We start from the raw sequence: 22915 nt of genomic DNA on the forward strand, positions 1-22915 counted from the left end.
CACCCGACCGATGGGCGCGCCTTCCCTGGATGCTCATCATCTCCGCCACCCCCCACTGGAAAAGAGAAACAGACATGAAGATCGTTTCCCTTCCGCCTCTGCAGCCCTTCGCGCCTCTTGGGCCACTCATCGTCCGCGTGGTCACCGGAGCCACCATGATCGCGCATGGCTTCCACTTCACGCCCACGGAATTCGGACAGCTCGCCCAGCAAGCTTTCGACTTGCCGTTCCCCGGCCTCATCGGCTGGGGAGCGGTCCTGCTGCAAGTGGTCGGAGGTGGCATGTTCGTCCTCGGCCTGCTGTCTCGGCTCGTCGCCATCCCGTCGATCGTGCACATGGCCATGGCCATCTTCATGTGGGAGATGCAGTACGGGTTCGCGCCGAAGGATGTAGCGGCCGCAGGCAGCGTCGGAGTGCAGCTCCCGCTCCTCATCATGGCGGGCTACATCCTCGTGCTGCTCGCCGGTCCAGGACCCGTGTCCTTGGACCGCTTGCTCGGCTGGGACAACGGTTGGGAGCAGGGCTCCCGGTCGGCTCAGGCGCACCGGGCGGATCGGGCGGCTGAGTGAACGTGCCGACCGTCGATGTGCACGCCCACGCACATGTGGCGGCCATTGACCAGCTGATCGAGGGGCAGCCAGGCCTGGCACGGCAGCGGGAGGTCGATGCGGCATCCCTCGGCCGGGCGTCGCTGACGGTGAACGTGAAGCAGCTGGCCGAGCTCGGGCCGAAGCTGGTCGATCTCGACCTGAGACTGGCCGCGATGGACGCTGCCCGAGTGCAGGTCCAGGCGGTCAGCCCCATGCCCCTGCCACATGCTTGGGCCGACAGGGAGCTGGCCGCCCGTATCGTGGCGATGAGCAACCAGGGCATTTCCGAGTTCTGTGCCAAGGAACCGACCCGGCTGCTTCCCATCGGCACCGTGGCCCTGCAACACCCTGACATGGCGGTTGGGCAGCTGGTCACGGCGATCCGCGACCTCGGTATGCGGGGGGTGCAGATCTCGACCTCCGCCGGCCCGGATCGGGAGCTCGACGACCCGTCGCTGGCCGACTTCTGGGCTGCCGCCGAGGAACTGTCCGCGGCCGTGCTCATCCACCCCTGGGGCTGCACCCTCGGCGGGCGGTTGAACGCCTATTACCTGTTCAACAGCGTCGGGAACCCGACCGAGACCGCGTTGGCGCTGTCGCGTATTGTCTTCTCCGGACTGCTCGAGAGGCACCCGCGGCTGAAAATCTGGGCCGCGCACGGTGGCGGCTACCTGGCCAGCTACATGGTCCGCGCCGACCACGCCTGGGCGGCGCGCTCCGATGCGCGCACGATCACCGAGCCACCGTCCGCGCTGCTGCGCCGCACCTTCGTCGATTCGCTGGTCTACACCGCTGAACAGCTGCGACACCTGGTCGCCTCGGTGGGCGCGAACCAGGTCACTCTCGGCAGCGACTACCCCTTCGACATGGGCGTGCCGGACCCGGTCGACCGTCTCGAGGCGGCCGGCTTCGACCAGGCCACGACCGACGCCATCAGGGGTGCCAACGCCGTACGCCTCCTCGGTCCGATTCCAGTGCCGCGAGCTGTACCCGTAAGCGACCGGAACTCCAAGGAGAATCACTCGTGACCACCCTCGATCCCTCCAATCCCGCAGGAGCAATCGCGGCTGCGGCCAAACGCGTCTCCAACTGGGGCCGTTGGGGCACCGATGACGTCCTCGGCACGTTGAACTTCCTCGACGAGGCCAAACGCGCGCAGGGCGCACGACTGATCCACCGCGGCACGAGCTTCTCGCTGGCTCAGCGGTTCGACAGTGAAGGCCCGCAGAAGGGCTGGAGGCGGCGCACCAACCCGGTGCACACTATGCTCTCCTCCGGCCTGGACGCCGAGTTCGGCCCAGCGGAGTTTCCCCATGGGCTCGGCGGTGCGGATGATGTGATCTTCATGCCGCTACAGGCCTCCACCCAGTGGGATGGCCTGGGCCACATTTTCGACCACGGCATGGCCTACAACGGACGCCGCGCCTCGCAGGTGGTGACCAGCGAAGGAGACCGGCACACCGGTATCGAGACCGTGGCCGACAGGATCGCCGGCCGGGGCGTGCTGCTCGACCTCGGCCGGGCGCTTGGTGCCGAGGGCGAGCTGCCGGACGGCTTCGCCATCACCGCCGAACACCTTGAGGCGACCATCACCGCGCAGGGAAAGACCGCCCGGGTCGGCCGAGGTGATCTGCTGCTGGTCCGCACCGGCCAGCTCACCCGCGCCCGGCGCGGCGTCGCCGAGGGACACGGCTGGGGCGACTACGCCGGCGGCCCCGCTCCTGGCCTCTCGTTCACCACCGCCGACTGGCTGTACGCCCGCGAGATCGCCGGAATCGCCACCGACACATGGGGTTTCGAGGTTCGCCCGAACGAGTTCGATGTCGCCTTCCAGCCGCTGCATCAGGTCGTCATCCCGCACATGGGCCTGTTCGTCGGAGAGATGTGGGATCTCGACGCCTTGGCCGCCGACTGCGCCGCAGACGGCGTCTACGAATTCCTTCTGGTAGCCGCCCCGCTGCCCGTCACCGGTGCTGTCGGAGCTCCGGTCAATCCCATCGCCATCAAGTGAGGCGCAGCGCCCCTTCCCCGGCCATCCCACTGATCATTTGATCGACGTACTCCGGGGGTCAGTGAACCATTGGCGACTCGGTCGTCACACTGCCGGGTCCCGTCTCCTCGGCGCGATTGCGCGTCGGCTCCAGGTCCGGAGCTGTCCTTCCTGAACCTGCCATCGATCGTGCCGCTCAGCGAGCCGCGCCCTGGTGAAGGATCAGTGCTCACCGAATGCGATCTGCCGCCGGACACCCAACATCACCATCGTGCGGGGGCACGCCCATCGGAGATAACTCTACATATATAATGCGATACGACTATAAAATGTAGCATGTCTTGATGGGAGTCGCCGGTGAATGACACGCTGAAGACCGAGGAAGGGCCCGATCGGCTGATGGTCCGGCTGGACCGGCCGGAGGTACGCAACGCGATCGACGCGGCGATGGTGGCCGACCTGCACGAGGTCTGCGCCAACCTGGAGCGGCGGCCTCGTATCCTTGTGATCACCGGATCCGACGGGGTCTTCGCCGCGGGCGCGGACATCCGAGAGCTACGTGAGCGCCGTCGTGAGGACGCGCTGGCGGGCATCAACAGCGGCCTGTTCGAGCGGATCGCCCGGTTGCCCATGCCCACGATCGCCGCGATCGACGGCCCTGCCCTGGGCGGTGGCGCCGAGCTGGCCTATGCCTGTGATTTCCGACTTGCGACCCCGCGGGCCAGGTTCGGCAATCCGGAGGCGGGGCTCGGCATCATGGCGGCGGCCGGCGCGTGCTGGCGGCTGCGGGAGTTGGTCGGTGAGCCGCTCGCCAAGGAGATCCTGCTCGCCGGCCGGGTGGTGTCGGCTGAGGAGGCGCTGGCGGTCAGGCTGGTGAACGAGCTGGTCGCCCAGGACGAGTTGCTGGCCGCCGCGGAGCGGCTGGCCGCCCGCATCGCCAAGAACGCACCACTGGCGCTGCGCCTGACCAAGCTCGCACTTGCCGCGCCCCCTGGCGCTCATCCCCGGTTCGACGACGTCGCGCAGGCCGTGCTGTTCGAGACCGAGGAGAAGCAGGAGCGTATGACGGCCTTCCTGGAGCGGCGCCGCTGACGGCCGATCCACCTGAGATCAGGTGGGGTGCACGGCGAGGCGGGCGCGGCCGGCCTCCGTCAGCACTCTGTCGTGTCCTTCGGTGATGAGCAGCGGCGGATGCGCCTTGTAGAGATCGGCCGCCGCTGCGCGGTCCAACCCGGCCTCGCGGGCCGCCTGATGGGCCTCGAGCTTGTGCAGGCGCCCGCCGCCGTCGGCGATGAGCTGCAGGAAAGCCCGCACCGGGTCGGTGGTGTCGGTAATGCGAGCATCTTGCGGGTCGGGCTGTTTGACCAGCGTCGTGAGCTGCTCAATGATGCCGAGCAGAGTCGTGCGCCAGGCGTCGGCGGTGGCCGTGCGGTCTCCTCCCGCGCCACCCGATCCCTGCCAGGTCCGCTTCGGATGGCGGCGCAGGTACTCGCGTTCGAGTTCGAGCATGCGGGTGGTGTGACGGGCGAACTGCTCGGCGCTGCCGTGCAGGAAGACCCAGTTGCGTGTGGCGTGCGCCTGGGCGCCCTGCTGTTCCAGTTCCTCGTCGCTGAGCTCGGTAGCCGGCCGGCCGTGGATGTCGGTCATGGTCTGTTCCCTCAAGGGTCGAGTTTGCGCAGTTCGTGCCGGTAGCGTTTGGCGTTGCCGAGGTACTCGTTCACGCCGTAGTCGATCCATTGGCGCTGGACGTCGTCGTTCATCGGCCTGGGACGGGCCGGCACACCGAGGGCCACGTGGCCCGCTGGGATCTCCAGGTCTTCGGCTACGAGCGCCTGGGCGCCGATCACCGACCCGGTGCGGACGACGGCGCGGTTCAGGACGACCGAGCCCGACCCGATGAGGCAGCGGTCCTCGATGGTGCAGCCTTCGAGGTGGGCGTTGTGCCCGACGACGCAGTCGCTGCCGATGACGGTGGGCCATTGCTCGGTGGTGTGCACGATGGTGCCGTCCTGGATGGAGGTGCGCTCGCCGATCTCGATGCGGCCGAAGTCGGCGCGCAGCACGGCGGTCGGCCAGACCGACGACTCGGCGCCGATGACGACGCTGCCGATGACGACGGCGTCGGGGTGGACGTAGGCGTCCGGGTGGATCCGGGGCACCTGGTCGCCGAGGGCGTAGACGGGCATGGGTCACTCCCCCGTACGCAGGCCGGCGTACACCTTCGCCGCGTTCCCGGCGAGCACGGCCCGGGCCACCTCGTCCGGCACCAGCCCGGTGACGGCGCGTGCGTTGGCGGCGATGCCGGGCACTCCCGGCCAGTCGGTGCCGAAGATCCATTTGCGGGCAAGGCGGACGAGGTCGAACTTGGCGTAGTACTCGGGCAGTCTCTTGGGCGGCAGGCCGGACAGCTCCAGCCACACAGTGTCGTTCGACAGCGCGAGGAAGGCGGCGGCGTCGTACCACCAGCCTCGCCCGCCATGTGCCAGCACGACATTGAGCCCAGGGAAGTCCCGGATGACGGGGATGAGAAAGGCCGGGTCAGCGTTCTCGTTGGCCGCGCCCGGGAAGGAGCTGGTGCCGCAGTGGACGACGAGCGGCACGCCGCGCTCCTCCAGCACGTGGTAGGCGGGATAGAGAGCGGCGTCGTCGCAGCGAAAACCGCCGTGCACGGGATGCAGCTTGAGCGCGGCAGCCCCGAGATCGAGCTGCCTCCGCACCTCGGCGGCGAGCGGGAAGTGCAGGTGCGGGTTGACGTTGGCGACCGGGCGGAAGCGGACCGGGTTGTGCTCGACGATCGGCAGCAAGTCCTCGAACGCCTGCATGCCGGTCGCCTTGGGGCTGTACTCACACAACAGCAGCGCGACGTCCACGCCCTGAGCGACGAAGAGCTCGTCCAACCGGGCAGCACTCGGTTTGCCGTCCGCCTCCCAGACGTTCTCCAGGAGCCCGTCCTCCCCGAAATCGCACGCCCACTGCAACCAGGCGGGCTTGAGAGTGCCAAGCAGGGGCACGTGCACGTGCGCGTCGATGAGCGGGATACCGTCGATCATGGCTGCTCTGCGACCATGGGGGTGTCCATGCCGATACGGCCCGTCTTGTGCGAGCCGCCGGGCGCGCCCAGAGGTGCGTCGCGCCCTGACAGGACCTCGGCAAAGAAGCGGCGGTTGTCCTCGACGAACGCGGCGTGCTCGGCGAGGACGCGCCGGTCCTGGCTGATCGCCTCGACGGGGCAGACGGGTTCGCAGGCGCCGCAGTCGATGCACTCCTTGGGGTTGATGTAGAGCGATCAGCCCGGTCGATTCCAAGGCTTATCCGATCACCTTCAACATCAACCTGCCGGTGCGCTGGAACGGGAAGATCCTGCAGTCGGGCGGCGGCGGTTATGGAGGGTCGCTTGTCACCGCGCCAGGACGCAAGGGCTCGGGGTACTTCGACCCGCAACCGCTCGACGACACGTACCCGCTCACGCAGGGGTACGTCACCTTCGGCAGCGACACGGGCCATCCCCAGGGCAGCGTCGACTTCCTCCTCAACGACGAATCCCTGCGTAACTTCGGAGGGGAAGAGCTCAAGAAGACGCGGGACGTGGCCTACGAGCTCACCTCGCGCTTCTACGGCCGTCGCCCGGCCGCGGTCTACTTCAGCGGCGAGTCAGACGGCGGCCGCCAGGCGTTCATCGTCGCCCAGCGGTACCCCAAGGACTACGACGTGGTGCTCGCCACGTCGCCCGTCCTCAGCTGGAACTACCTGATGCTCGCCAGCAACCGAGTGCGGACCTCCCTCATCGACGGCGGCTGGCTGGATCAGAAGGCGGTGAAGCTGATCGCCGACCGGACCCGCGCGGCCTGCGACCAGCTCGACGGGGTGGCCGACACCGTGCTCGGGAAGTATCAGGACTGCACCATGGACCCGGACACGCTGCGCTGCCCGGACGGAACCGCCGGCGACGGATGCCTGTCCGACGCTCAGCTTCGCGCGCTGGAGAACCTCCGCGAACCCTGGCGGCTGCCCTTCCAGTTCGCCAACGGCGTGGACGGGTGGCCGGGCACCGGCGTGACCGGCGACGAGGACCGCCCGCAGGATCAGTACTTCGCCTATCCGGTCGGCACGGTTCCGCCGAGCCACCCGCTCCCGCCGGGATCAGCCGCCCAAGCCGACCCAGGTCGCGGGGCGTTGCTGACCTTCGGGGCGAACTGGGTACGCTGGGCCGTCGCCCAGGACGGCACGTTCGACCCGTACCGCTTCTACGCCCCCGTGTACAAGAAGCGGATCCAGTACCTGTCGAGCGTGGTGGACGCCACGAACCCTGACCTGTCGGCGTTCGCGCGCAATGGCGGCAAGCTGATCCTGCTCCAGCCGTCCGCGGACAACGCGGTGAGCACCCGGATGGTGGCCGAGTACTACAACTCGGTCGTCGCCAAGCTCGGGCGGCAGAGCGTGTCGCACTTCTTCCGGTTCTACGTGGGCCCCGGCGGCAGCCACAACGTCGGCGGGATCTCGAAGGTCGACCTGCTGGGCGCCGGCGATCGCTGGTTCAGCCGCGGCGTGACGCCGCCCGACTCGTTCAAGGCGGTCGAGCAGGATCCGGCCACGCTGGCAGTCCAGCGGTCGATGCCGGCGTGCCAGTGGCCCTCGTACCCCCGCTACACCGGGGGCGACAAGAACGTGGCGTCGAGCTTCCGTTGCACGCAGCGAGAAGACCCGCTCACCTGACGCCTGCCGAAACACCGCGGCGGATCCCACCCTGACATACTCCTCCTTCCACAGAGCCGTGATGGAGTCGGAGCACGGCTCGCCGGTCCGGACCGTGACGACCACCTGTACCCGCCGGGCCACCTGGTGAACGAGCGCGGCGGAGGTGGGGTCCAGCAGGTGGGCGTCGTCGACCAGGAGGAGCGTGGGTCCGCGACCGGCCACTTCCAGTACGGCGCCGCTCGCCCAACCCAGCAGATTGTCGCCTGCCGGCCCAGCGGGCAGCAGCGTGGCCAGCGCGCCGAGGGGCAGCGGCCGGGTCGCCTCGGTGGCACTGACCTGCAGGACCGTGCTGCCGGTGCGGGAGGCCACCGCCGTCGCCAGGCGGCTCTTGCCCACACCTGCCGGTCCTGCCAGGATCACGCTGCAGCGCCGTTCCAGGATTCGTCCGATTCGGGCAAGCTCCGGTTCTCTCCCCATCAACGGCCAAGGCATGGTTCCTCCCGATCGAGAAGGTGCTGGCCCGCAGACAAGGTTATGGCCCACGCGCGTCGATTGTTATCTGGGGTTGTCAAGCGAACCTGCTGGTCACCCGGTCAAAGGGCTGTCAGCCACGTCAGACACCTCAGGCGCCTAACGTGTCAAGCGACGGTGGTGAGGTCGGTGGGGAAAGCCGTGTTCTCGTCGAACAACTGCGGTTCTGGAGACAGTAGTAGAGCGTCGATGGCGAGGACCTGTGGCGTCTCACCCCACGCCGCGCCGCCCAGCTGGTCGCCGCGCTTCCCCAGGAGACCCGCTCCGACTTCGACGTCACGGCCCGGGAGATGGCCGCGATGGGGCGCACCCCGCACAAGCGCCCCTTCGCCCGGGACACCGCAGAGGACACGGAGATCGTCGCCGACGCTCTCACCCACGTCGGCGTCGCCCACCTCGCTACCGCCGCTACTCCACCCTGTCCGGCGGCGAGAAACAGCGCGTGCTGCTCGCCCGCGCCCTCGCTCAGCAGGCACCCGTCCTGGTGTTGGACGAGCCCACCAACCACCTCGACGTCCGCCACCAGTTCGAACTGCTCGACCTGGTCACCTCCATCAGCACCACCGTCGTCGCCGCCCTGCACGACCTCAACCTGGCCGCCACGTACTGCGACCACCTCTACGTTCTCGCCGGGGGACGCGTGGTCGCGAACGGGCCTCCGCGCGACATCCTCACTCCGCGGCTCATCAGAGAGGTGTTCGGCGTCGAAGCCCATGTCAGCCTCACCACCGGGACGCACGTTCCTCATCTCATCTTCCGCCCCGGAGGCAATATCGAAGAGTGAGTCCCCTGCCCGACCCGGCACTGAGGACTTGCGTGGACGGCGACACCCATGGCCAGGCCCTTCCACCGGTCTCTTCCCAGCGAGTTTGCGGATGTGATGGACCTCCGGGCGCCAGTAGGCGGGATCAGATTGTTCGACATCGCAGCAACAAGATCCTTGGATGGTTCCCAACCACGTCTGACGGCGGAGGCTGTGGAGAGCCCGGTACTCGGAGACGATTGTGGATGGGCCCGTGTCGCTACGCGCTGTGCCGTGCCGGGCGTACGGAATCTGCCGGGTTGCGGGGCACGCGAGTCCGTCGCTTCAATGCGGCATGATCGCGTCATCGAGCCCGTGAAACACCTGGCCGAGTGCTTGCGGTGTGAGGATGGAGCCGGGAAGGCCCTGCGCCAGGAGTCGTCCTCTGTCGAGGAGGAGACAGTGGTCGGCGCGCATGGCCAGGTCCAGGTCGTGCGTGGCATGGACGACGGTGACGCCCCGCGTCTTCTCGCGGTCGAGAGCGGCGATGATGTGCCGCCTGGCGCTGGCATCCAGCCCGGTCGTGGGCTCGTCCAGCAGGAGAAGGTCGGGCTCCTGGGCGAGCCCTTGAGCGACGAGGACCCGCTGGCGCTGGCCTCCTGACAGCGTGCCCAGCCGGCGGGGGGCCAGATCGGAGACGTCCAGCATGGCCATGCAGGCATCGACGATCGCCCAGTCGTGTGGCCTCAGCCGCCGCCACGGGCCGCGCAGGGCCCAGCGCCCCATCGCGACCGTGTCACGCACCGTGATCGGCAGGGAATCGGAGACGGCGTCGCGCTGGACCACGAAGCCGGGGCGGCCACCGGCCGGAGACTCGACCGTGCCGCCTGACGGACGTACGGTCCCGGCGAGCACGCCCAGCAGCGTCGACTTGCCCGACCCGTTCGGTCCGACGACGGCGGTCACGCCGGGGCGCGGCACCCGGGCCGAGAGCCCGTGCAGAACCGTGTTGGGGCCGTAGCCCGCTGTGACCTCGCTGATCACGATCCCGTTGTGCGTCATGAGACCTCCGCTTGGCAATGACAACGGTTTTCATTGTAGGGTCTTGGGTCATGGATTGGTTGGTTGATCCCTTTGAGGTGTCCTTTGTCCGGCAAGCGCTATGGGCGGGCGTCCTGGTGTCGCTGCTCTGCGCGCTGGCCGGCACCTGGGTGGTGCTGCGCGGCCTGGCCTTCCTGGGCGACGCGATGTCCCACGGCATGCTCCTGGGAGTGGCGGTCGCGTCGATGGCCGGGGGGAGCGTCCTGCTCGGCGCGCTGCTGAGTGCGGGCGGGATGGCGTTCGGGGTCAGCCTGCTCGGCCGGTCGGGCCGGCTGTCGCAGGACACCAGCATCGGACTGCTGTTCGCGGGGATGTTGTCGCTGGGCGTGATCGTGGTCTCGCATTCCCAGTCCTTCGCGGTGGACCTGACCGGGTTCTTGTTCGGTGACGTACTGGCGGTCGGGGGGCGGGATCTGGCCGGACTGGGTGTCGCGCTCGCGGTGACGGCACTCGTGGCGGTGCTCGGGCATCGGCTGTTCGTCGCGCTCGCCTTCGACACGCGCAAGGCGTACACGCTGGGGATGCGTCCCCGGCTGGCACACGTCCTGATGCTCGGCCTGGTCACGCTGGCGATCGTCGCCTCGTTCCACATCGTCGGGACGCTGCTGGTGTTCGGACTGCTGATCGGGCCGCCGGCCGCCGCCGCGCTGTGGGCCCGGCGCATTCCGACGATCATGCTCGGAGCCGCGCTGCTCGGAACCGCCTCGACCATGATCGGACTGGTGGTGTCGTGGCACGCGGCCACGGCGGCGGGCGCCACGATCGCGGCGGTGGCCGTGGGGCTGTTCTTCCTGTCGGCGCTGGGCGATGGGCTGCGGCACCGGATCTCCCGGAAGGCGATCGCGGCGTGAGGCCGGGCACGGTGGTGGCAGGCGCTCTCGTCGTACTGCTCGGAGGGTGCGCTCACGAGAGCGGCGACGGTGCGGCACCGCGTGTGACGCAAGAGGTGCCACAGGAGGTGCCGCACGGGTACGTCGAGGGCGCCGAGGAGATGCCCGAGCCGCAGTTGCGTCTCGTGCTGGCCGACGGCGAGACGGGCAAGGTCCACGTGCTCGACCTACTCACCGAGGAGACCGTCGCGGTGGCCGACGTTGAGGACGTGCGCGGTATCGCCGGTGACGGCCGGTTCGCTTATCTCACCACCGGCTCTGGCGAGCTGCGCGTGATCGACGGCGGTGCCTGGGCCGTCGATCACGGGGATCATCGCCACTACTACCGGACCGCGGCGCGCGACCTCGGTGCTGTCGCCGGGCGACCTCCGTACGAGGCCGCCGCCGACACGGCGACCACCGCCGTCCGGGCCGGCAACGGCGCGGTCAAGCTGCTCGACCGCGCCCGCATGGAGAAGGGCGAACTCCTCGAAAAGGGCACTCTCACGGCTGCCGCCGCCCTGCCTTACCGAGGCCACCTGCTGCTCGCCGAGGGCGGGGTCGTACGGGTCGAAGGGGATGCCGACGTCGGCGCCTGCGCGGACGCGGCAGGTACGGCGGTGACGCGGCGCGGCGTGATCTTCGGGTGCATCGACGGGGCCCTCCTGGTCACCGAGAAGGGCGGGGCGTTCGAGGGCGTGAAGATCCGATATCCGCACAAGACACCCGCAGGTGACCGGGCGAAGGCGTTCCGGCATCGCCCGGGCAGCTCGACCCTCGCCGCCCGGGCCGGCGAGTCCGGGATGTGGGTGCTCGACGTCGCCGCCAGGAGCTGGAAACTCCTGAAGATCGGCCCTGTGGCGGCGGTGAACGCCGTGGGCGAGGACGCGCCGGTCCTGTCCCTGACCGAGGACGGCGTCCTGCGCGCTCACGACCCCGCCTCCGGCAAGGAGACCGCCAGGACGAAGCTCCTGACCGCGCCGCTGACCGGTGCACCCGGCATCCAGGTGGACACCAGCCGCGCCTACGTCAACGACCCCGCGGGCAAGGCTGTGTACGAGATCGACTACAACGACGGCCTCCGGCGGGCCCGCGTGTTCAGGCCCGGCTTCACGCCCACGTACATGACGGAGACCGGACGATGACCCCGCTGCCGGTCCGGCTGGTGACGGCGATCGCGTTCCTGCTGGCGGCCGGCTGCGCGAGCGCCGGCGAAAGCGCCCCCAGAGTGGTCGTCACCACCAACATCCTCGGTGACGTCACGCGCACCATCATCGGTGACCAAGCCGACGTCACCGTGCTGATGAAACCGGACTCCGATCCGCACTCCTTCGGCGTCTCCGCCCAGGAGGCCGCGCTGATCGAGGACGCCGACCTGATCGTCTACAACGGGCTCGGCCTGGAGGAAGGCGTGCTGCGCAACGTTGAGGCCGCCAAGCAGGCCGGCGTCCCCACCTTGGCCGTGGCGGAGGGCGTCGATCCGATCCGCTTCACCGCCGACGAGACGGCGGGGCAGTTGGACCCCCACTTCTGGACGGACCCACGGCGCATGGCCAAGGCCGTGGACCTGATCGCGGAACAGGTCGTCACACACGTGGACGCTATCGACGCCGCCGCCGTCAGGGCCGCCGCCGCGACCTATCGGGCCCAGGTCGAGCAGCTCGACGCCTGGGTCGAACAGCAGGTCGCCACCATCCCGCCCGGCTCACGCCGCCTGGTCACCAACCACCACGTCTTCGGCTACTTCGCTCAGCGATACGGCTTTCAGGTCATCGGCGCCGTGATCCCCAGCGGCACCACCCTGGCCTCTCCGAGCGCCTCCGACCTGAAGTCGCTGGCGAACACGATCACGTCGGCGAACGTCAAAGCCATCTTCGCCGACTCCTCCCAACCCGACCGGCTCGCCCAGGTGCTCGCCTCCGAAGCCGGCGTGGAGGTCAAAGTCGTCCCGCTGTTCTCCGAGTCACTGAGCCGCAGGTCACCGGGCGCGGCCACGTACCTCGACATGATCCGCAGCAACACCAAGGCCATGACCGACGGCCTCAACGGCCGTTAAAACCCTCCTGCTCAGAAAGGCACACAACCCATGACCGTCCGGTCCCGGACCACGGCACTGCTCGCAGCGGGCTTCCTCCTCACCGCCTGCGGAGCGCAAGAACCCGCGGCGGCGCCCGCGAGCACCGAACCCGCAGCCGCCACCACCCCGACAACGGTGACGGACCCCATCGTCACGACCTACGCCGGCGGCCTGTACGTCCTGGACGGGCAGACCCTGGAGCTGGTCAAGGACATCCCCCTCGCCGGATACAACCGCGTCAACCCCGCCGGGGACGACCGGCACGTCCTGGTCTCCACCGCGACCGGATTCCGCGTCCTCGACGCCGCCTCCGCCACCCTGAAGGCCGACGAATTCAAGGGCACCAAGCCAGGCCACGTGGTCAGGCACGCCGGAACCACCGTCCTGTTCGCCGACGGAACCGGCGAAGTCACCATGTTCAACCCCGATGACCTGGCCACGGGCCTGCCGAAGGGCAAGACGTACCAGGCGGCCGCGCCGCATCACGGCGTCGCGATCGAACTCGAGAACGGCGAGCTGGTCGTCACCATCGGCACCGAAGACAAGCGCACCGGCATCATCGTTCTCGACCAGGACCGCAAGGAGGTCACCCGCAACGAGGACTGCCCCGGCGTGCACGGCGAGGCCACCGCCAAGGGCGAGGCCGTCGTGATCGGCTGCGAGAACGGCGTCCTGCTCTACAAGAACGGCAAGATCAGCAAGATCGAGAGCCCCGACGAGTACGGACGCATCGGCAACCAGTCCGGTTCGGACCTATCGCCAATCGTCCTGGGCGACTACAAGAAGGACCCCGACGCCGAGCTGGAACGCCCGACCCGCATCTCCCTCATCGACACCGAGACCAGCAAGCTGAAGCTGGTCGACCTGGGCACGAGCTTCACCTTCCGCTCCCTGGCCCGCGGCCCCCAGGGGGAAGCTCTGGTCCTCGGCACCGACGGCGCCGTCCATGTCATCGACCCGGCCGCGGCCAAGGTCATCAGAACCATCAAGGTTCTGGACGAGTGGAAGGAGCCTCTGGAGTGGCAGCAGCCCAGGCCCAACATCTTCGTCCGTGACCAGGTCGTCTATGTGAGCGACCCGGCGGGCAAGCAGGTGCACGCGATCGACTTCACGTCCGGGAAGGTCACCAAGACCACCCCCTTGCCCCAGCCGCCGAACGAGCTCACCGGCACCGCCGACTGACAGTGACCGCCGCCTGGGCGCTGATCGGGCAGCGCCCAGGTCCGCCCCTCGTCAGATGTCGCGACGCCATCCCCGCCAACCCGCCTGGCGGTCCTCGGGCTCGTAGGAGCCAGCGCCGCACCGACGTTGATGATCGTCCGGCCCTGGCCGAGGGCCGTGTGGACGTGGGCCGCGATGCGGGGGGCGGCACGGCGCTGCTAAGCGTAGCCGTGGCCGTGGCGGTCGTCATCGAAGTCGCCGGCGAAGCAGTCTTCTATCGTGCTGGGGAAGCGGCGTGCAGGGCTCCGGTGATGGCCTGGACGGAAAGCAGGTTGACGCCGACGCCGGTCATCTCCGTACGCCCGACGTCGTGCAGGCGTGAGGTGGCGTCGTTGGTGAGGATGAGGCGGTAGTCCCGCTCGCTGGCCTCGACGAGGGTGGCCCGCGGGCAGTTGGGGAAGTTGCAGCCGGCCACCACGAGGGTGTCCACGTCCCAGCCCGCGCAGCAACTCGTCCAGCCGCATGCGGTAGAACGCTCCCCATCGTGGCTTGAACAGCGCGACCTCGCGCTCGCCCAGCGGCTGTGGCTTGCCCGACAGCAGCAGTGCAGGGTCCAAGGACGGCGCATCTGGTGGCAGCAGATCGGCGGCGATGGCGCTGCCTGCGCTGCCGGGTGCCACGATGGCGGCTCCGCCGGCGAGCACCGTACGGCGCACAAGGTCGGCGTTCCGGCCGTCGGGAAGATACAGCGGCACGAGCGCCAACGGCTCTGGTAGCACCGAATGCCCGTCGCATCACGGGTCATCGTTCGAGCGTCTGACTGCGGTCAATGAGGTCCGTTCGTCATGCAGTAGGGGTGGCGGCAGCTACCTCTCTGGGGCGTCGTGCAGGGTGGCCGTCAGGAAGTCCGCTGCCTGCGCCAGAGCAAGCTGGGCGGCCAGCGTGTCGCGCAGGACGTCGAGCACGGCGAAGCCGTGTACGGCTCCCACGTACCTGGTCGCGGCGACGGGCACGCCGGCGGCGCGGAGTTTGGCCGCGTAGGCTTCGCCCTCATCCTGCAGGACGCCGGCCCTGCTTCCGCTACCCGCGCTCGTCTTGCTGGCCGTACGGATGGCCTGGCTCAGGCAGGCGGCACTGGCCCGAGTACGGACTAACCCACACTTCTAGCCCTGCCTCCTATGAGCGCCACCACACCTGCCATGAGGCGTACCGACCATCCAGCCGACAGCGTCGCGTCGACGTGCTGGCCCAGAGGCCTTCTATGCGCGGAGGGCTTCAAGGACTTCTCGGCAGATGTCGGCGCAGCGGCGTGTGGCCTGCGAGCACATCAGACAGTGCGCATGTTGGGCGGCGTGCCGGCTGCACAGTTCGTGGCTGCGTTCGCAGGCCATCAGGCAGGCTTCGAGCTGTGCGCTGATCAGGTGGGTGTCGGGTCCGCTGCCCCGGGTCAGGACGCGGCGTGTCACGCCTACGATGTCGGCGCAGTCCAGGTCCCGGCTGATCGCGGGGGCCATTCGCATGGCGTCTTGTTCGCTCAGCATGCCCATCGCGCAGGCCGCGACGACCTCCTCGCATTCCTGCATGGTGTCTACGGCGCCAGCTAGGACTTCGGTGCTCAGTCCCGCTTTGGCGGTCAGAGTGTCGAACAGCTCTCGGGTGTGAGGCATGATCCCTCCTGGTGGAGGTTGGCGCTCCCTCTCTTCCACGTTAGTCCCACTCTGGAGCCATGCATGCCCATGGGACGGGGGTGTTCGGCCAGGTCCGAGGTGCTGTGGGCGGCCCAGTCCGCGTATCGGCGGCAGAGGGCGAAATAGTCGAAAGTAGGGAATGGTTAACGCGGCCAGCGCGGTCGCCCCAAGCGGGGGAAGTGGACATGAGCTGGCTCCGGCGCTCAACCTTCGCCTCTGGCGGGCCCGTCCCGCGACGGTACGCCGGCTCACCGGGCTCGGTCTGCCGATCGCCGCCACCTACGGCTCCGAGGCCGGATTCTTCTCTGTCGTCGCCCTGCTAATCGGCACGTCGGGCACCGCTGCCCTGGCCGCGCACACCGCCGTCAACCAGCTCGTCTACATCGTCTTCCAGGTCTCCGTGAGCCTGTCGCACGCTGCCCCGATCGGCGTGAGCAGGCAGATCGCCCTGGGGCAGGCCGATCAGGCCAGGCGCATCGCGCGAGCCGCCCTCGCCTGCGGGGCCGCCGTCATGGCGCTCGTCGCGGTGCTGTATCTCGCGCTGCCCGACCTTGTTCTGCGCCCGTTCCTCGGCGCGGAGGGCGGAACGGCGCTCACCATCGCCACCAGTCTGCTCATGGTGGCCGCCGTCATGCAGTTCGTGGACTGCGCCCAGAACATCGGCGTGGGTCTGCTGCGCGGCCTCGACGACACCAAGAGCGGCTTCCGCCTGACCCTGGTGGGCTACTGGCTTGTGGGCCTTCCCCTTGCGGCCCTGCTGGCCGGACCGGCCGGACTGGGCGCGGTGGGCACCTGGCTGGGCCTGCTCGGCGGCCTCACCGCCACAGCCGGCCTGCTCCTGCGCCGCTACTCCCGCAGACTGGCCGCACTACCAGCGCAGTAGCCGCAGGCGCGGCTACTCGCACGACGTAGCCGCGCAAGCGTCTCCTCCCGCACGTACCACTGTGGCGTCCAGTGCGGCAGCGTCGTACGGAATGCAGGACTCGCTCATCCGCACCACCCCCACATTTGTGGCATCGCCACTGGGCACGCTGAGGATGTTGCGCTGAAACCATTGAGACACTCTGGGCGCGGTAGATCTCGGACAGCTTGACTAAAGAATCAACCAGTAGGGGTCTCATCCGCAGCTAGGGCACATGTAGACAGAAAGCGTGAAGCTCCCCAAGGGACTCCCGCGCCGGCTGCCAGATCTCTCATCGTTGGACAGCCGGAAGATGGTCGCTGTCCCACTGATCATGATCGTCCTGATCGTGCTCGCCGATCTCTTGGCCCCGCCGAGCGTCCACCTCGGGCCGCTGCTGGTAGCCGCCCCAGCGGTCACGGCATCCTTCGCCAGCCCCCGGCTCACCGCCGCCATCGGCGCCCTGGCCATCGCGGCCGACGTGCTCGTCGGCATACACGATGAGGGATTCGAAACCCTGAACGTCCAGATCGGGCTCGGCGGCCTGACGCTGGTCTCGTTGTTCGTCGTGCTGTTCGCCGTGGTCAGGGATCGCCAGCGGCGCGAGCTGACGCAGGTGCGCTCCGTGGCTGAGGCGGTGCAGACCGCTCTGCTGCGGCCGGTGCCCGAATGCCTCGGGCCGCTCCACCTAGCCTCCGCCTATATGGCGGCCGAGGCCGAGGCCCAGATCGGCGGCGACATCTACGCCGCCGTCCGCACACCGCACGGCACCCGGCTCATCATCGGCGACGCCCGCGGCAAGGGCCTACCGGCGATCTCCGAGGCCGCCACCCTGCTCGGCGCGTTCCGCGAGACCGCACGCCGGAGCCCGCAGCTGCCCGATCTCGCCGCCGACCTGGAAGACAGCTACCTCACGCAGAACCATTCCAACGCGGCCGATCAGGTCTTCGCGGAGAGCTTCGTGACAGCCGCGGTCATCGACATCCCCGACGAACGGCCAGTACTCACGATCCTCAACTGCGGCCACCCGCCACCACTCCTGCTGCGCGAGGGACGCGTCATCCCCCTCAACGTCAACCAGCCCGCACCACCCCTGGGTCTTGCCGGGCTCGCCGACCCGCAGTACGTGCCTACCGACTTCTCCTTCAGGCAGGACGACCTCCTCCTGCTCTACACCGACGGCGTCATCGAGGCCCGCGACGCCGCGGGCACCTTCTTCCCGCTAGAGCAAAGGGCCGCCCGCCGGAGCGAGGAGGAGCCGGCGCCGCTGCTCAAGGGCATCTGCGACGACCTGCTCGAGCACGTGGGCGGGCGCCTCGGCGACGACGCCGCCCTCATCGCGATCCGCCGCATCGCCGAGCCGTGACCCGGCACGCCGGAGTCCCGGCATCGCGGAGCGCCAGAGCGGCAGTGGCTGCGGCTATACCCTGCCGGACCACTCGCCCGGTACCTGAGCCGACGCCGTCCTCCATCCACATGGTGGCCACCTTGGTGGAAGCGGAGTGTGAGATCAGCGATGAGCCGGTGGGCGATCCCAGAGTGTTGCGGGCGATCGGACCAGGGCTTTCTGCTTGCCGCGACCCTGAGCGCTGCGGCGACGGTGGAAGAGACATATCCACGCAACGCCAGACGAGCTCGAACAAGCGATATACCGCTGACCAGCTCTATTAGCCCTTTCCGGCCTACTTGCTCTGCCCTCGATTGAGACACTCCGCCACTTGCTACTATTCGTGCGAGTAGTATCTAGGCAGGCTGGTGCTCCTGGGGTGCCAGTGACCTTGTCTTTTTCCTGTCTGGAGCGTGCGCATGGTGTCCACCTCTGCCCCACCTCGACGACGGCAGATGGCCAACAAGGTGCCCTTGGTCACGGCGACCTTCTGGGTCATCAAAATCCTCTCGACGACGGTGGGCGAGACGTTCGCGGACTACCTCACGGTCAACGTCGGGCTCGGCCCGGTGCTGACCGACGGTCTGGTGTTCGCCGTCCTGGCCGCGGCCCTGGTCCTGCAGGCGTCCTCCCGCCGCTACACCCCGTGGATCTACTGGCTGTCCGTGGTCTTGGTGAGCATCTCGGGCACCCAGATCACCGACTTCCTCACCGACACGCTCGGGATCAGCCTGTACGTCAGCACCACGCTGTTCGCGGTGCTTCTGGCCGTGGTCTTCACCGTCTGGCATCGGCAGGAGATGACGCTGTCGATCACCGCGATCAACACGCCTCGGCGGGAGGCGTTCTACTGGGGCGCCATCCTGACCACATTCGCGCTGGGCACCGCGGCAGGCGACCTGGCGACCGAGGCGTTGAGCCTCGGCTTCCGCAACGGCGCGCTGCTGTTCGGGGGCGCCTTCCTCGTCACGCTGGTGCTGTGGCGGGTCGAGACCTGGCAGGTGCCGGCGTTCTGGGCCGCCTACATCCTGACCCGCCCGCTGGGCGCCGCGGTCGGTGACCTGCTGACCCAGGACCACTCACTCGGCGGTCTCGGTCTGGGTGCGACCAGGACCAGCCTGCTGTTCTTCGCCGTCATCGTCGTGCTGGTCGCCCGCGAGCAGGTGGCCGCGACCAGGGCCCGCCGCGCGGGCTCACACGCTGAGGGCAAGCCGGGTAGGGCGAGCCTGGGCCGGCCCGCGGACCTGGTGTGGGCGACCGCCGGCATCGTGGCCGTCGTCGGCATCGGCGGCTGGATGTCAGCAGGCACCGGAGGCCAACCCGCCGCCGCTTCCCCCGCGACGGCCAAGCAGGCGTCGAGTCCCAAGCTTGGAGACCTGTCGTCCTTCGCCGCCATCATCGACGACGTCAACGCGCTCACCACCAAGGGCGACCTGGCCGGGGCGAAGGCTCGGATCAAGGACCTCGAGGTGGCCTGGGACGCCGCCGAGGCAGGTCTCAAGCCCCGCTCTCCGAGCGACTGGCACGCCCTGGACGACGCGATCGACGGGGCACTGACCGCGCTGCGGGCCGACTCTCCGACTCAGGCGAGATGCGGCGCGGCGATGATGACCCTCGAGAAGACCCTGAAGCAACTGCAGGCCTGAACCCGCACCTCGACGGCGCAGGCTACGATTGAGGTTTGTAGTAGATGCCGGGGGTGGGAATGAGCGAGTCGGCGCGACGGTCGGGCAGGCGATCCCCGGGCGTCCTGGAGCAGGAGATCCTGGACTGCCTGACCGAGGCCGGTCGACCGCTGACCCCCGCCGAGGTGCGGACCCACCTCGGTGGCGAACTCGCCTACACCACCGTCATGACCACCCTCGCCCGGCTGCACAAGCGAGGGCTGGCCGAGCGCGAGCACGCCGGCCGCGCCTACGCCTACCGAGTGGCCTCCGACGCCGAGGTGGCCCAGTCGATCGCCGTGGCCACGCAGATGAGCCGCCTGCTCGGAAGGGGCCGCGACCGCGCCGGCGTCCTGGCTCACTTCGTCGCTGACCTCGATCCCGAGGACGAACAGCTGCTCAGCGAACTGCTGCGCGGCCTCGAAGACGATCGCCAGGGGCGGGAGAATACCCGCCGGACAACGGGCGAGTGAGCGGTGGCGTGGCTGGTGTGGTCACCGCTCGTGGTCAATTTTGTGCTCGGCTTGCTTGGTCCGTGGATCGCGCGCACTCTGCCGCCCGGGACGGCCGTCCGGCTGGTCCCGATCGCGATGGTGGTCGTGGCCATGGGCACGGGGACGGTGCTGACCACGCTGGGGTTCCTGTCATTCGCGCAGCTACCTGAGGTGGCGCGGCTCGGCAGCTGGTCCGCGGGCCGGCTCGGCGCCGAACAGCCGTGGCCGGTGGCGGCCGAGGCGATGGCCGGGCTATGCGCCGCCCTGCTGCTCGCCGCGGGCTTGCACGCGACCGCGCGGATGGTTCGCGAGCTGGCCAGAGCCGCAGACACGGCCCGGCGGCTGGTACCAGGCCCCGACGGGATCGTCATCGTGCCCGATGCCGTACCAGACGCCTACACGCTTCCGGCCCTGCTGGCGATCCCCGCCCGTGTTGTCGTGACGACCGCCATGCTGCGCGCTCTGGACGATGAGGAAAGCCGGGTGCTGTTCGCCCACGAGGCAGCTCACGTCTCCGGCCGGCACCACCTCTACGTCCAGGTGGCGCACCTCGCCTCCGCGACCAACCCCCTTTTGCGCCCCACCGCCCGCGCGGTGCGGTTCGCGGTCGAGCGAGCCGCAGACGAAGCCGCGGCGCGCCGGCTCGGCAACCGCCGGCTGGTCGCCCGCGCGCTGGCCCGTGCTGCACTCGCCAAGGCCGCCGCACTGCGCGCCGATGACCTCGGCCAAGGATCCACCGGCGCCTCCTCCGTCAGCCTGTCGGCCACCGGTGGACAAGCCGCCCAGCGTGCGGCCGCCCTGCTGGCGCCAGCACCACGCCCGCGCCGCACCATCGCCGCCGGACTGCTGGCGCTGACCGCCATCACGCTCCTGGGCTCCTCGGTGGCCGTGGACCAGCTCGACGATCGGCTCGACCAAGCCGAGCTACCCGCGCCAGTCCTGTCATCCTCCCCGTACGGGAGTTTTCAGTCGATCGCATCCGTCCTGCCAGGCGTATGACGATCGAGCGATCGTTTGCTGCCGATCGACTCAACATCAGCGACGTCCGGGGGACGCTCCTCTTGGGCTTGGCGGTGCTGCTCGCCCTAGCGGGTATGGCGCTGGGCGCAGCAGTGACCATGCGGCAGGTCAGAGTGAGCCGAGAGGGGCAGTTCATCGACCTGTTCAACACGGCGCTGGACCGCTTTCGTGCGGAACCGGGGCCGTGATCATTGCGAGGTGCGGGCCAGATCCTCTGGTCACCGTCATGGCCGATCAAGATTCGGTCAACACCGCCCCTTCGTCCCCGCAGGTAGAACGGAGGGCCCCTCTGCGCAGGATTAACCTCGCGTTATGGCTGACAGAACCCGCCGCTGTCCGTCGTTTTCGCAGACTGAGATGCATCAGCAAGACGTCAATGCACGGGAACATGTCCATGCCCAAGCCTGTGATCATCGCCGGACTCGCCAGCACCGCCGTTCTGGTGGCGGTGCCGTGTTCGCCTCGCCCCTGAACCAAAGCTCCGCCCCCACCCCCACCTCCAAGCGGCCCCTGACAACGGGGCCACACCCGATGGCACCACCGAGGACGGCCAGGACGATCAGAGCCGGGAGCCCGAGGCCAAGGACCAGCAGGGCAAAAGAGATCAGGCGGGCGACCAGAACGGGCAGGAGAGCAAGGGCGACGTGTCCGAATCCGAGGACGACTGAGCCAGACCCCATGCCGAGTATCCCATCGTCGCGTGATCGGCGCGGACAATCTCTTCCCTGGCAGGACGTACGTCGCACAGCGCTGTCGGTTACCGGCCGCAGCGTGAAGTCCCGCGGGAGTGACTGTTCGCCCAGCGGTTCGCGAGATCACAAACCCGCACGTCATGAAGGAGATAAGTAGTGCCAAGACGCAACGTCTTCACTGAGGCGGACATCGCCGGCGGGGGCCAGTACGTGATGAAGAAGCTGCCCGAGGTCACGCTGGCCTTCTGGATCATGAAGGTCGCCGCCACCACTCTCGGCGAGACCGCTGGCGACCTGTTCGCCCAGACACTGAAGGTCGGCTACTTCCTCACCACGGTCGGGCTGTTCCTGATCTTCCTTGTCACTCTGGTGATCCAGCTCGCCTCCAAGCGGTACAACCCGTTCTTCTACTGGACGGTCATCCTGTCCACCAGCATGGCCGGCACCACGATGTCGGACTTCATGAACCGGGACGCCAGCAGCGAATACCTGACCAACGGAGCGACGTCGCTCGGCTGGGGGCCGCAGGGCCTCGGCCTGGGCTACCCCGTCGGGGCCGTGATCCTCATCTCGATCCTCATCGCCATCTTCATCGTCTGGAAGTTCACCGGCCTGACCTTCGCGATCCGTGACATCGACACCTTCCGCGGCGAAGCCCTCTTCTGGTCGGCGATCCTCGTCTCCAACACACTCGGCACCTCCCTGGGCGACTTCCTCTCCGACAGCTCAGGCCTCGGCTACGGCGGAGGCGTGGTACTCGTCACTACCCTGCTCGCGCTGCTCCTCGCCCTCAAGTACGTCCCCGCCGTGCCCAATGTGCTGCTGTTCTGGCTCGCCTTCGTCCTAACCCGGCCCTTTGGCGCCACCGCCGGTGACCTCCTCACCAAGCCGACCGCCAAAGGCGGCCTCGACCTCGGAACCGTCGGCTCCTCCGCTGTCCTGCTCGCCGTCCTGTTCGGCCTCATGGGTTGGGCTCACCTGCAGGAACGCCGCAACAACCTCCAGCCGGCGTAGTGGGCGGAGTGGTCGCGATGACCGTGGTGAACGCACGCTGCATGCTCATCTGGTGGGCTGATAGCTCCAGGTGCGTGGCCAAGCGGAAGCAGGCGTCGACGGCGATGTCGGCCAGGCGGTCCGTCGCCGGGCTGGATCCGTCCGACGGTCCCGCCGCGTCGAGTCGCCGAAGGACCACCGGCTCGCTCGACCCCACCTTGGTCCGCAGATAAGCCGTAGCGGCGCAGCCGGCATCGGACCACGCCGACAGCGGCCTCTAGCTGTAGAAATGCCGCTGGCGTCGGCTGGTGGGTGCAGCC

At 68.6% G+C, this 22915-nt stretch carries 26 protein-coding genes and 1 pseudogene; 17 read left to right on the forward strand and 10 right to left on the reverse strand.

Translation table 11 applies throughout. The features are described from left to right. Window positions 1-74: 74 nt before the first annotated feature. The 4 genes from ACWDX9_RS11090 (at window position 75) to ACWDX9_RS11105 (ending at window position 3672) form a co-directional block, all read left to right on the forward strand. On the forward strand, window positions 75-569 hold the full coding sequence (locus tag ACWDX9_RS11090; protein WP_449951729.1) for a DoxX family protein: 495 nt from the start codon (window positions 75-77) through the stop codon (window positions 567-569). A 2-nt stretch (window positions 570-571) separates the two neighbouring features. Beyond that, entirely contained in the window at window positions 572-1618 is a 1047-nt protein-coding gene (locus ACWDX9_RS11095; protein WP_449951731.1) for an amidohydrolase family protein, read from the forward strand. Continuing rightward, window positions 1615-2601, forward strand: coding sequence for a cyclase family protein (locus ACWDX9_RS11100; RefSeq protein WP_449951733.1), 987 nt, complete (start codon window positions 1615-1617; stop codon window positions 2599-2601). The genes ACWDX9_RS11095 and ACWDX9_RS11100 overlap by 4 nt, the downstream gene beginning before the upstream one ends. Before the next feature lie 336 nt (window positions 2602-2937). Then, window positions 2938-3672, forward strand: coding sequence for an enoyl-CoA hydratase/isomerase family protein (locus ACWDX9_RS11105; protein WP_449951735.1), 735 nt, complete (start codon window positions 2938-2940; stop codon window positions 3670-3672). An 18-nt stretch (window positions 3673-3690) separates the two neighbouring features. On the opposite strand, the gene ACWDX9_RS11110 is transcribed toward ACWDX9_RS11105, so the two are convergent. Genes ACWDX9_RS11110 through ACWDX9_RS11125 form a run of 4 tightly spaced genes read right to left on the reverse strand, consistent with a single transcriptional unit; the run spans window position 3691 to window position 5857 of the window. Continuing rightward, complete coding sequence (locus tag ACWDX9_RS11110) at window positions 3691-4227, reverse strand: DUF6158 family protein (protein WP_449951738.1); 537 nt, start codon at window positions 4225-4227, stop codon at window positions 3691-3693. An 11-nt stretch (window positions 4228-4238) separates the two neighbouring features. Then, window positions 4239-4766, reverse strand: a complete 528-nt coding sequence (locus ACWDX9_RS11115) for a gamma carbonic anhydrase family protein (protein WP_449951741.1) — start codon at window positions 4764-4766, stop codon at window positions 4239-4241. Between the two features lie 3 nt (window positions 4767-4769). After that, window positions 4770-5630: an amidohydrolase family protein gene (locus ACWDX9_RS11120; RefSeq protein ID WP_449951744.1), complete on the reverse strand. Its 861-nt coding sequence runs from the start codon at window positions 5628-5630 to the stop codon at window positions 4770-4772. After that, window positions 5627-5857, reverse strand: coding sequence for a 4Fe-4S dicluster domain-containing protein (locus ACWDX9_RS11125; RefSeq protein WP_449951860.1), 231 nt, complete (start codon window positions 5855-5857; stop codon window positions 5627-5629). Before ACWDX9_RS11125 ends, ACWDX9_RS11120 begins: the two co-directional genes overlap by 4 nt. 8 nt (window positions 5858-5865) lie before the next feature. Between ACWDX9_RS11125 and ACWDX9_RS11130 the strand changes: the two genes are divergently transcribed. Continuing rightward, complete coding sequence (locus ACWDX9_RS11130) at window positions 5866-7293, forward strand: tannase/feruloyl esterase family alpha/beta hydrolase (RefSeq protein ID WP_449951863.1); 1428 nt, start codon at window positions 5866-5868, stop codon at window positions 7291-7293. Window positions 7294-7410: 117 nt separating this feature from the next. Here the strand turns inward: ACWDX9_RS11130 and ACWDX9_RS11135 are convergent. Both ACWDX9_RS11135 and ACWDX9_RS11140 read right to left on the reverse strand, forming a co-directional pair. Further along, window positions 7411-7767: pseudogene (locus tag ACWDX9_RS11135) on the reverse strand (ATP-binding protein); the annotation flags it as partial. 146 nt (window positions 7768-7913) lie between these two features. Next, a complete protein-coding gene (locus ACWDX9_RS11140) occupies window positions 7914-8201 on the reverse strand; it encodes a hypothetical protein (protein WP_449951746.1) in 288 nt (95 codons plus the stop codon). A 47-nt stretch (window positions 8202-8248) separates the two neighbouring features. On the opposite strand from ACWDX9_RS11140, the gene ACWDX9_RS11145 reads away from it, so the two are divergent. After that, a complete protein-coding gene (locus tag ACWDX9_RS11145; protein ID WP_449951748.1) occupies window positions 8249-8590 on the forward strand; it encodes a hypothetical protein in 342 nt (113 codons plus the stop codon). A gap of 303 nt (window positions 8591-8893) precedes the next feature. Here the strand turns inward: ACWDX9_RS11145 and aztA are convergent, their stop codons facing one another. Then, entirely contained in the window at window positions 8894-9610 is a 717-nt protein-coding gene (gene aztA / locus ACWDX9_RS11150; RefSeq protein WP_449951751.1) for a zinc ABC transporter ATP-binding protein AztA, read from the reverse strand. Window positions 9611-9660: 50 nt separating this feature from the next. Here aztA and aztB point away from each other — a divergent pair, with 50 nt between their 5' ends. The 4 genes from aztB (at window position 9661) to aztD (ending at window position 13777) form a co-directional block, all read left to right on the forward strand. Continuing rightward, entirely contained in the window at window positions 9661-10500 is an 840-nt protein-coding gene (gene aztB / locus ACWDX9_RS11155; RefSeq protein WP_449951754.1) for a zinc ABC transporter permease AztB, read from the forward strand. Between the two features lie 83 nt (window positions 10501-10583). Beyond that, on the forward strand, window positions 10584-11663 hold the full coding sequence (locus ACWDX9_RS11160) for an ABC transporter (RefSeq protein WP_449951758.1): 1080 nt from the start codon (window positions 10584-10586) through the stop codon (window positions 11661-11663). After that, window positions 11660-12574, forward strand: a complete 915-nt coding sequence (gene aztC, locus ACWDX9_RS11165; RefSeq protein ID WP_449951762.1) for a zinc ABC transporter substrate-binding protein AztC — start codon at window positions 11660-11662, stop codon at window positions 12572-12574. Before ACWDX9_RS11160 ends, aztC begins: the two co-directional genes overlap by 4 nt. 30 nt (window positions 12575-12604) lie before the next feature. Further along, window positions 12605-13777 (forward strand): zinc metallochaperone AztD, encoded by a 1173-nt coding sequence (gene aztD / locus ACWDX9_RS11170; protein WP_449951766.1) that lies wholly within the window; start codon window positions 12605-12607, stop codon window positions 13775-13777. A 253-nt stretch (window positions 13778-14030) separates the two neighbouring features. On the opposite strand, the gene ACWDX9_RS11175 is transcribed toward aztD, so the two are convergent. From ACWDX9_RS11175 to ACWDX9_RS11185, 3 genes are all read right to left on the reverse strand, one after another. Next, on the reverse strand, window positions 14031-14246 hold the full coding sequence (locus ACWDX9_RS11175) for a hypothetical protein (protein ID WP_449951769.1): 216 nt from the start codon (window positions 14244-14246) through the stop codon (window positions 14031-14033). A gap of 376 nt (window positions 14247-14622) precedes the next feature. Further along, on the reverse strand, window positions 14623-14880 hold the full coding sequence (locus ACWDX9_RS11180) for an alpha/beta hydrolase fold domain-containing protein (RefSeq protein WP_449951866.1): 258 nt from the start codon (window positions 14878-14880) through the stop codon (window positions 14623-14625). Window positions 14881-15015: 135 nt separating this feature from the next. Continuing rightward, on the reverse strand, window positions 15016-15423 hold the full coding sequence (locus ACWDX9_RS11185) for a four-helix bundle copper-binding protein (RefSeq protein ID WP_449951772.1): 408 nt from the start codon (window positions 15421-15423) through the stop codon (window positions 15016-15018). A 160-nt stretch (window positions 15424-15583) separates the two neighbouring features. On the opposite strand from ACWDX9_RS11185, the gene ACWDX9_RS11190 reads away from it, so the two are divergent. The 7 genes from ACWDX9_RS11190 to ACWDX9_RS11220 all read left to right on the forward strand — a co-directional run bounded on the left by ACWDX9_RS11190 (window position 15584) and on the right by ACWDX9_RS11220 (window position 22616). Continuing rightward, a complete protein-coding gene (locus ACWDX9_RS11190) occupies window positions 15584-16327 on the forward strand; it encodes an MATE family efflux transporter (RefSeq protein WP_449951775.1) in 744 nt (247 codons plus the stop codon). 331 nt (window positions 16328-16658) lie between these two features. Further along, entirely contained in the window at window positions 16659-17711 is a 1053-nt protein-coding gene (locus ACWDX9_RS11195) for a PP2C family protein-serine/threonine phosphatase (RefSeq protein WP_449951778.1), read from the forward strand. A gap of 440 nt (window positions 17712-18151) precedes the next feature. Next, the gene (locus ACWDX9_RS11200; RefSeq protein ID WP_449951780.1) at window positions 18152-19378 is read left to right on the forward strand and encodes a COG4705 family protein; all 1227 of its coding nucleotides are present in this window, start codon (window positions 18152-18154) and stop codon (window positions 19376-19378) included. 44 nt (window positions 19379-19422) lie between these two features. Then, window positions 19423-19869, forward strand: a complete 447-nt coding sequence (locus ACWDX9_RS11205) for a BlaI/MecI/CopY family transcriptional regulator (RefSeq protein WP_449951783.1) — start codon at window positions 19423-19425, stop codon at window positions 19867-19869. A gap of 51 nt (window positions 19870-19920) precedes the next feature. Further along, complete coding sequence (locus ACWDX9_RS11210) at window positions 19921-20889, forward strand: M48 family metalloprotease (protein WP_449951786.1); 969 nt, start codon at window positions 19921-19923, stop codon at window positions 20887-20889. Continuing rightward, window positions 20886-21098, forward strand: coding sequence for a hypothetical protein (locus ACWDX9_RS11215; RefSeq protein ID WP_449951789.1), 213 nt, complete (start codon window positions 20886-20888; stop codon window positions 21096-21098). The genes ACWDX9_RS11210 and ACWDX9_RS11215 overlap by 4 nt, the downstream gene beginning before the upstream one ends. 660 nt (window positions 21099-21758) lie before the next feature. After that, window positions 21759-22616 (forward strand): COG4705 family protein, encoded by an 858-nt coding sequence (locus ACWDX9_RS11220; RefSeq protein WP_449951792.1) that lies wholly within the window; start codon window positions 21759-21761, stop codon window positions 22614-22616. Window positions 22617-22915: the final 299 nt, after the last annotated feature.

It is taken from the genome of Nonomuraea sp. NPDC003201 (genome assembly GCF_053590415.1).

Bases quoted from the DNA above. Each gene is read 5' to 3' on its own strand.
- ACWDX9_RS11090 (WP_449951729.1), top strand. From the start codon at position 75: ATGAAGATCGTTTCCCTTCCGCCTCTGCAGCCCTTCGCGCCTCTTGGG.
- ACWDX9_RS11110 (WP_449951738.1), bottom strand. From the start codon at position 4,227: ATGACCGACATCCACGGCCGGCCGGCTACCGAGCTCAGCGACGAGGAA.
- ACWDX9_RS11115 (WP_449951741.1), bottom strand. From the start codon at position 4,766: ATGCCCGTCTACGCCCTCGGCGACCAGGTGCCCCGGATCCACCCGGAC.
- ACWDX9_RS11120 (WP_449951744.1), bottom strand. From the start codon at position 5,630: ATGATCGACGGTATCCCGCTCATCGACGCGCACGTGCACGTGCCCCTG.
- aztA (WP_449951751.1), bottom strand. From the start codon at position 9,610: ATGACGCACAACGGGATCGTGATCAGCGAGGTCACAGCGGGCTACGGC.
- aztB (WP_449951754.1), top strand. From the start codon at position 9,661: ATGGATTGGTTGGTTGATCCCTTTGAGGTGTCCTTTGTCCGGCAAGCG.
- aztC (WP_449951762.1), top strand. From the start codon at position 11,660: ATGACCCCGCTGCCGGTCCGGCTGGTGACGGCGATCGCGTTCCTGCTG.
- aztD (WP_449951766.1), top strand. From the start codon at position 12,605: ATGACCGTCCGGTCCCGGACCACGGCACTGCTCGCAGCGGGCTTCCTC.
- ACWDX9_RS11185 (WP_449951772.1), bottom strand. From the start codon at position 15,423: ATGCCTCACACCCGAGAGCTGTTCGACACTCTGACCGCCAAAGCGGGA.
- ACWDX9_RS11190 (WP_449951775.1), top strand. From the start codon at position 15,584: ATGGTTAACGCGGCCAGCGCGGTCGCCCCAAGCGGGGGAAGTGGACAT.
- ACWDX9_RS11195 (WP_449951778.1), top strand. From the start codon at position 16,659: ATGGTCGCTGTCCCACTGATCATGATCGTCCTGATCGTGCTCGCCGAT.
- ACWDX9_RS11200 (WP_449951780.1), top strand. From the start codon at position 18,152: ATGGTGTCCACCTCTGCCCCACCTCGACGACGGCAGATGGCCAACAAG.
- ACWDX9_RS11205 (WP_449951783.1), top strand. From the start codon at position 19,423: ATGCCGGGGGTGGGAATGAGCGAGTCGGCGCGACGGTCGGGCAGGCGA.
- ACWDX9_RS11215 (WP_449951789.1), top strand. From the start codon at position 20,886: ATGACGATCGAGCGATCGTTTGCTGCCGATCGACTCAACATCAGCGAC.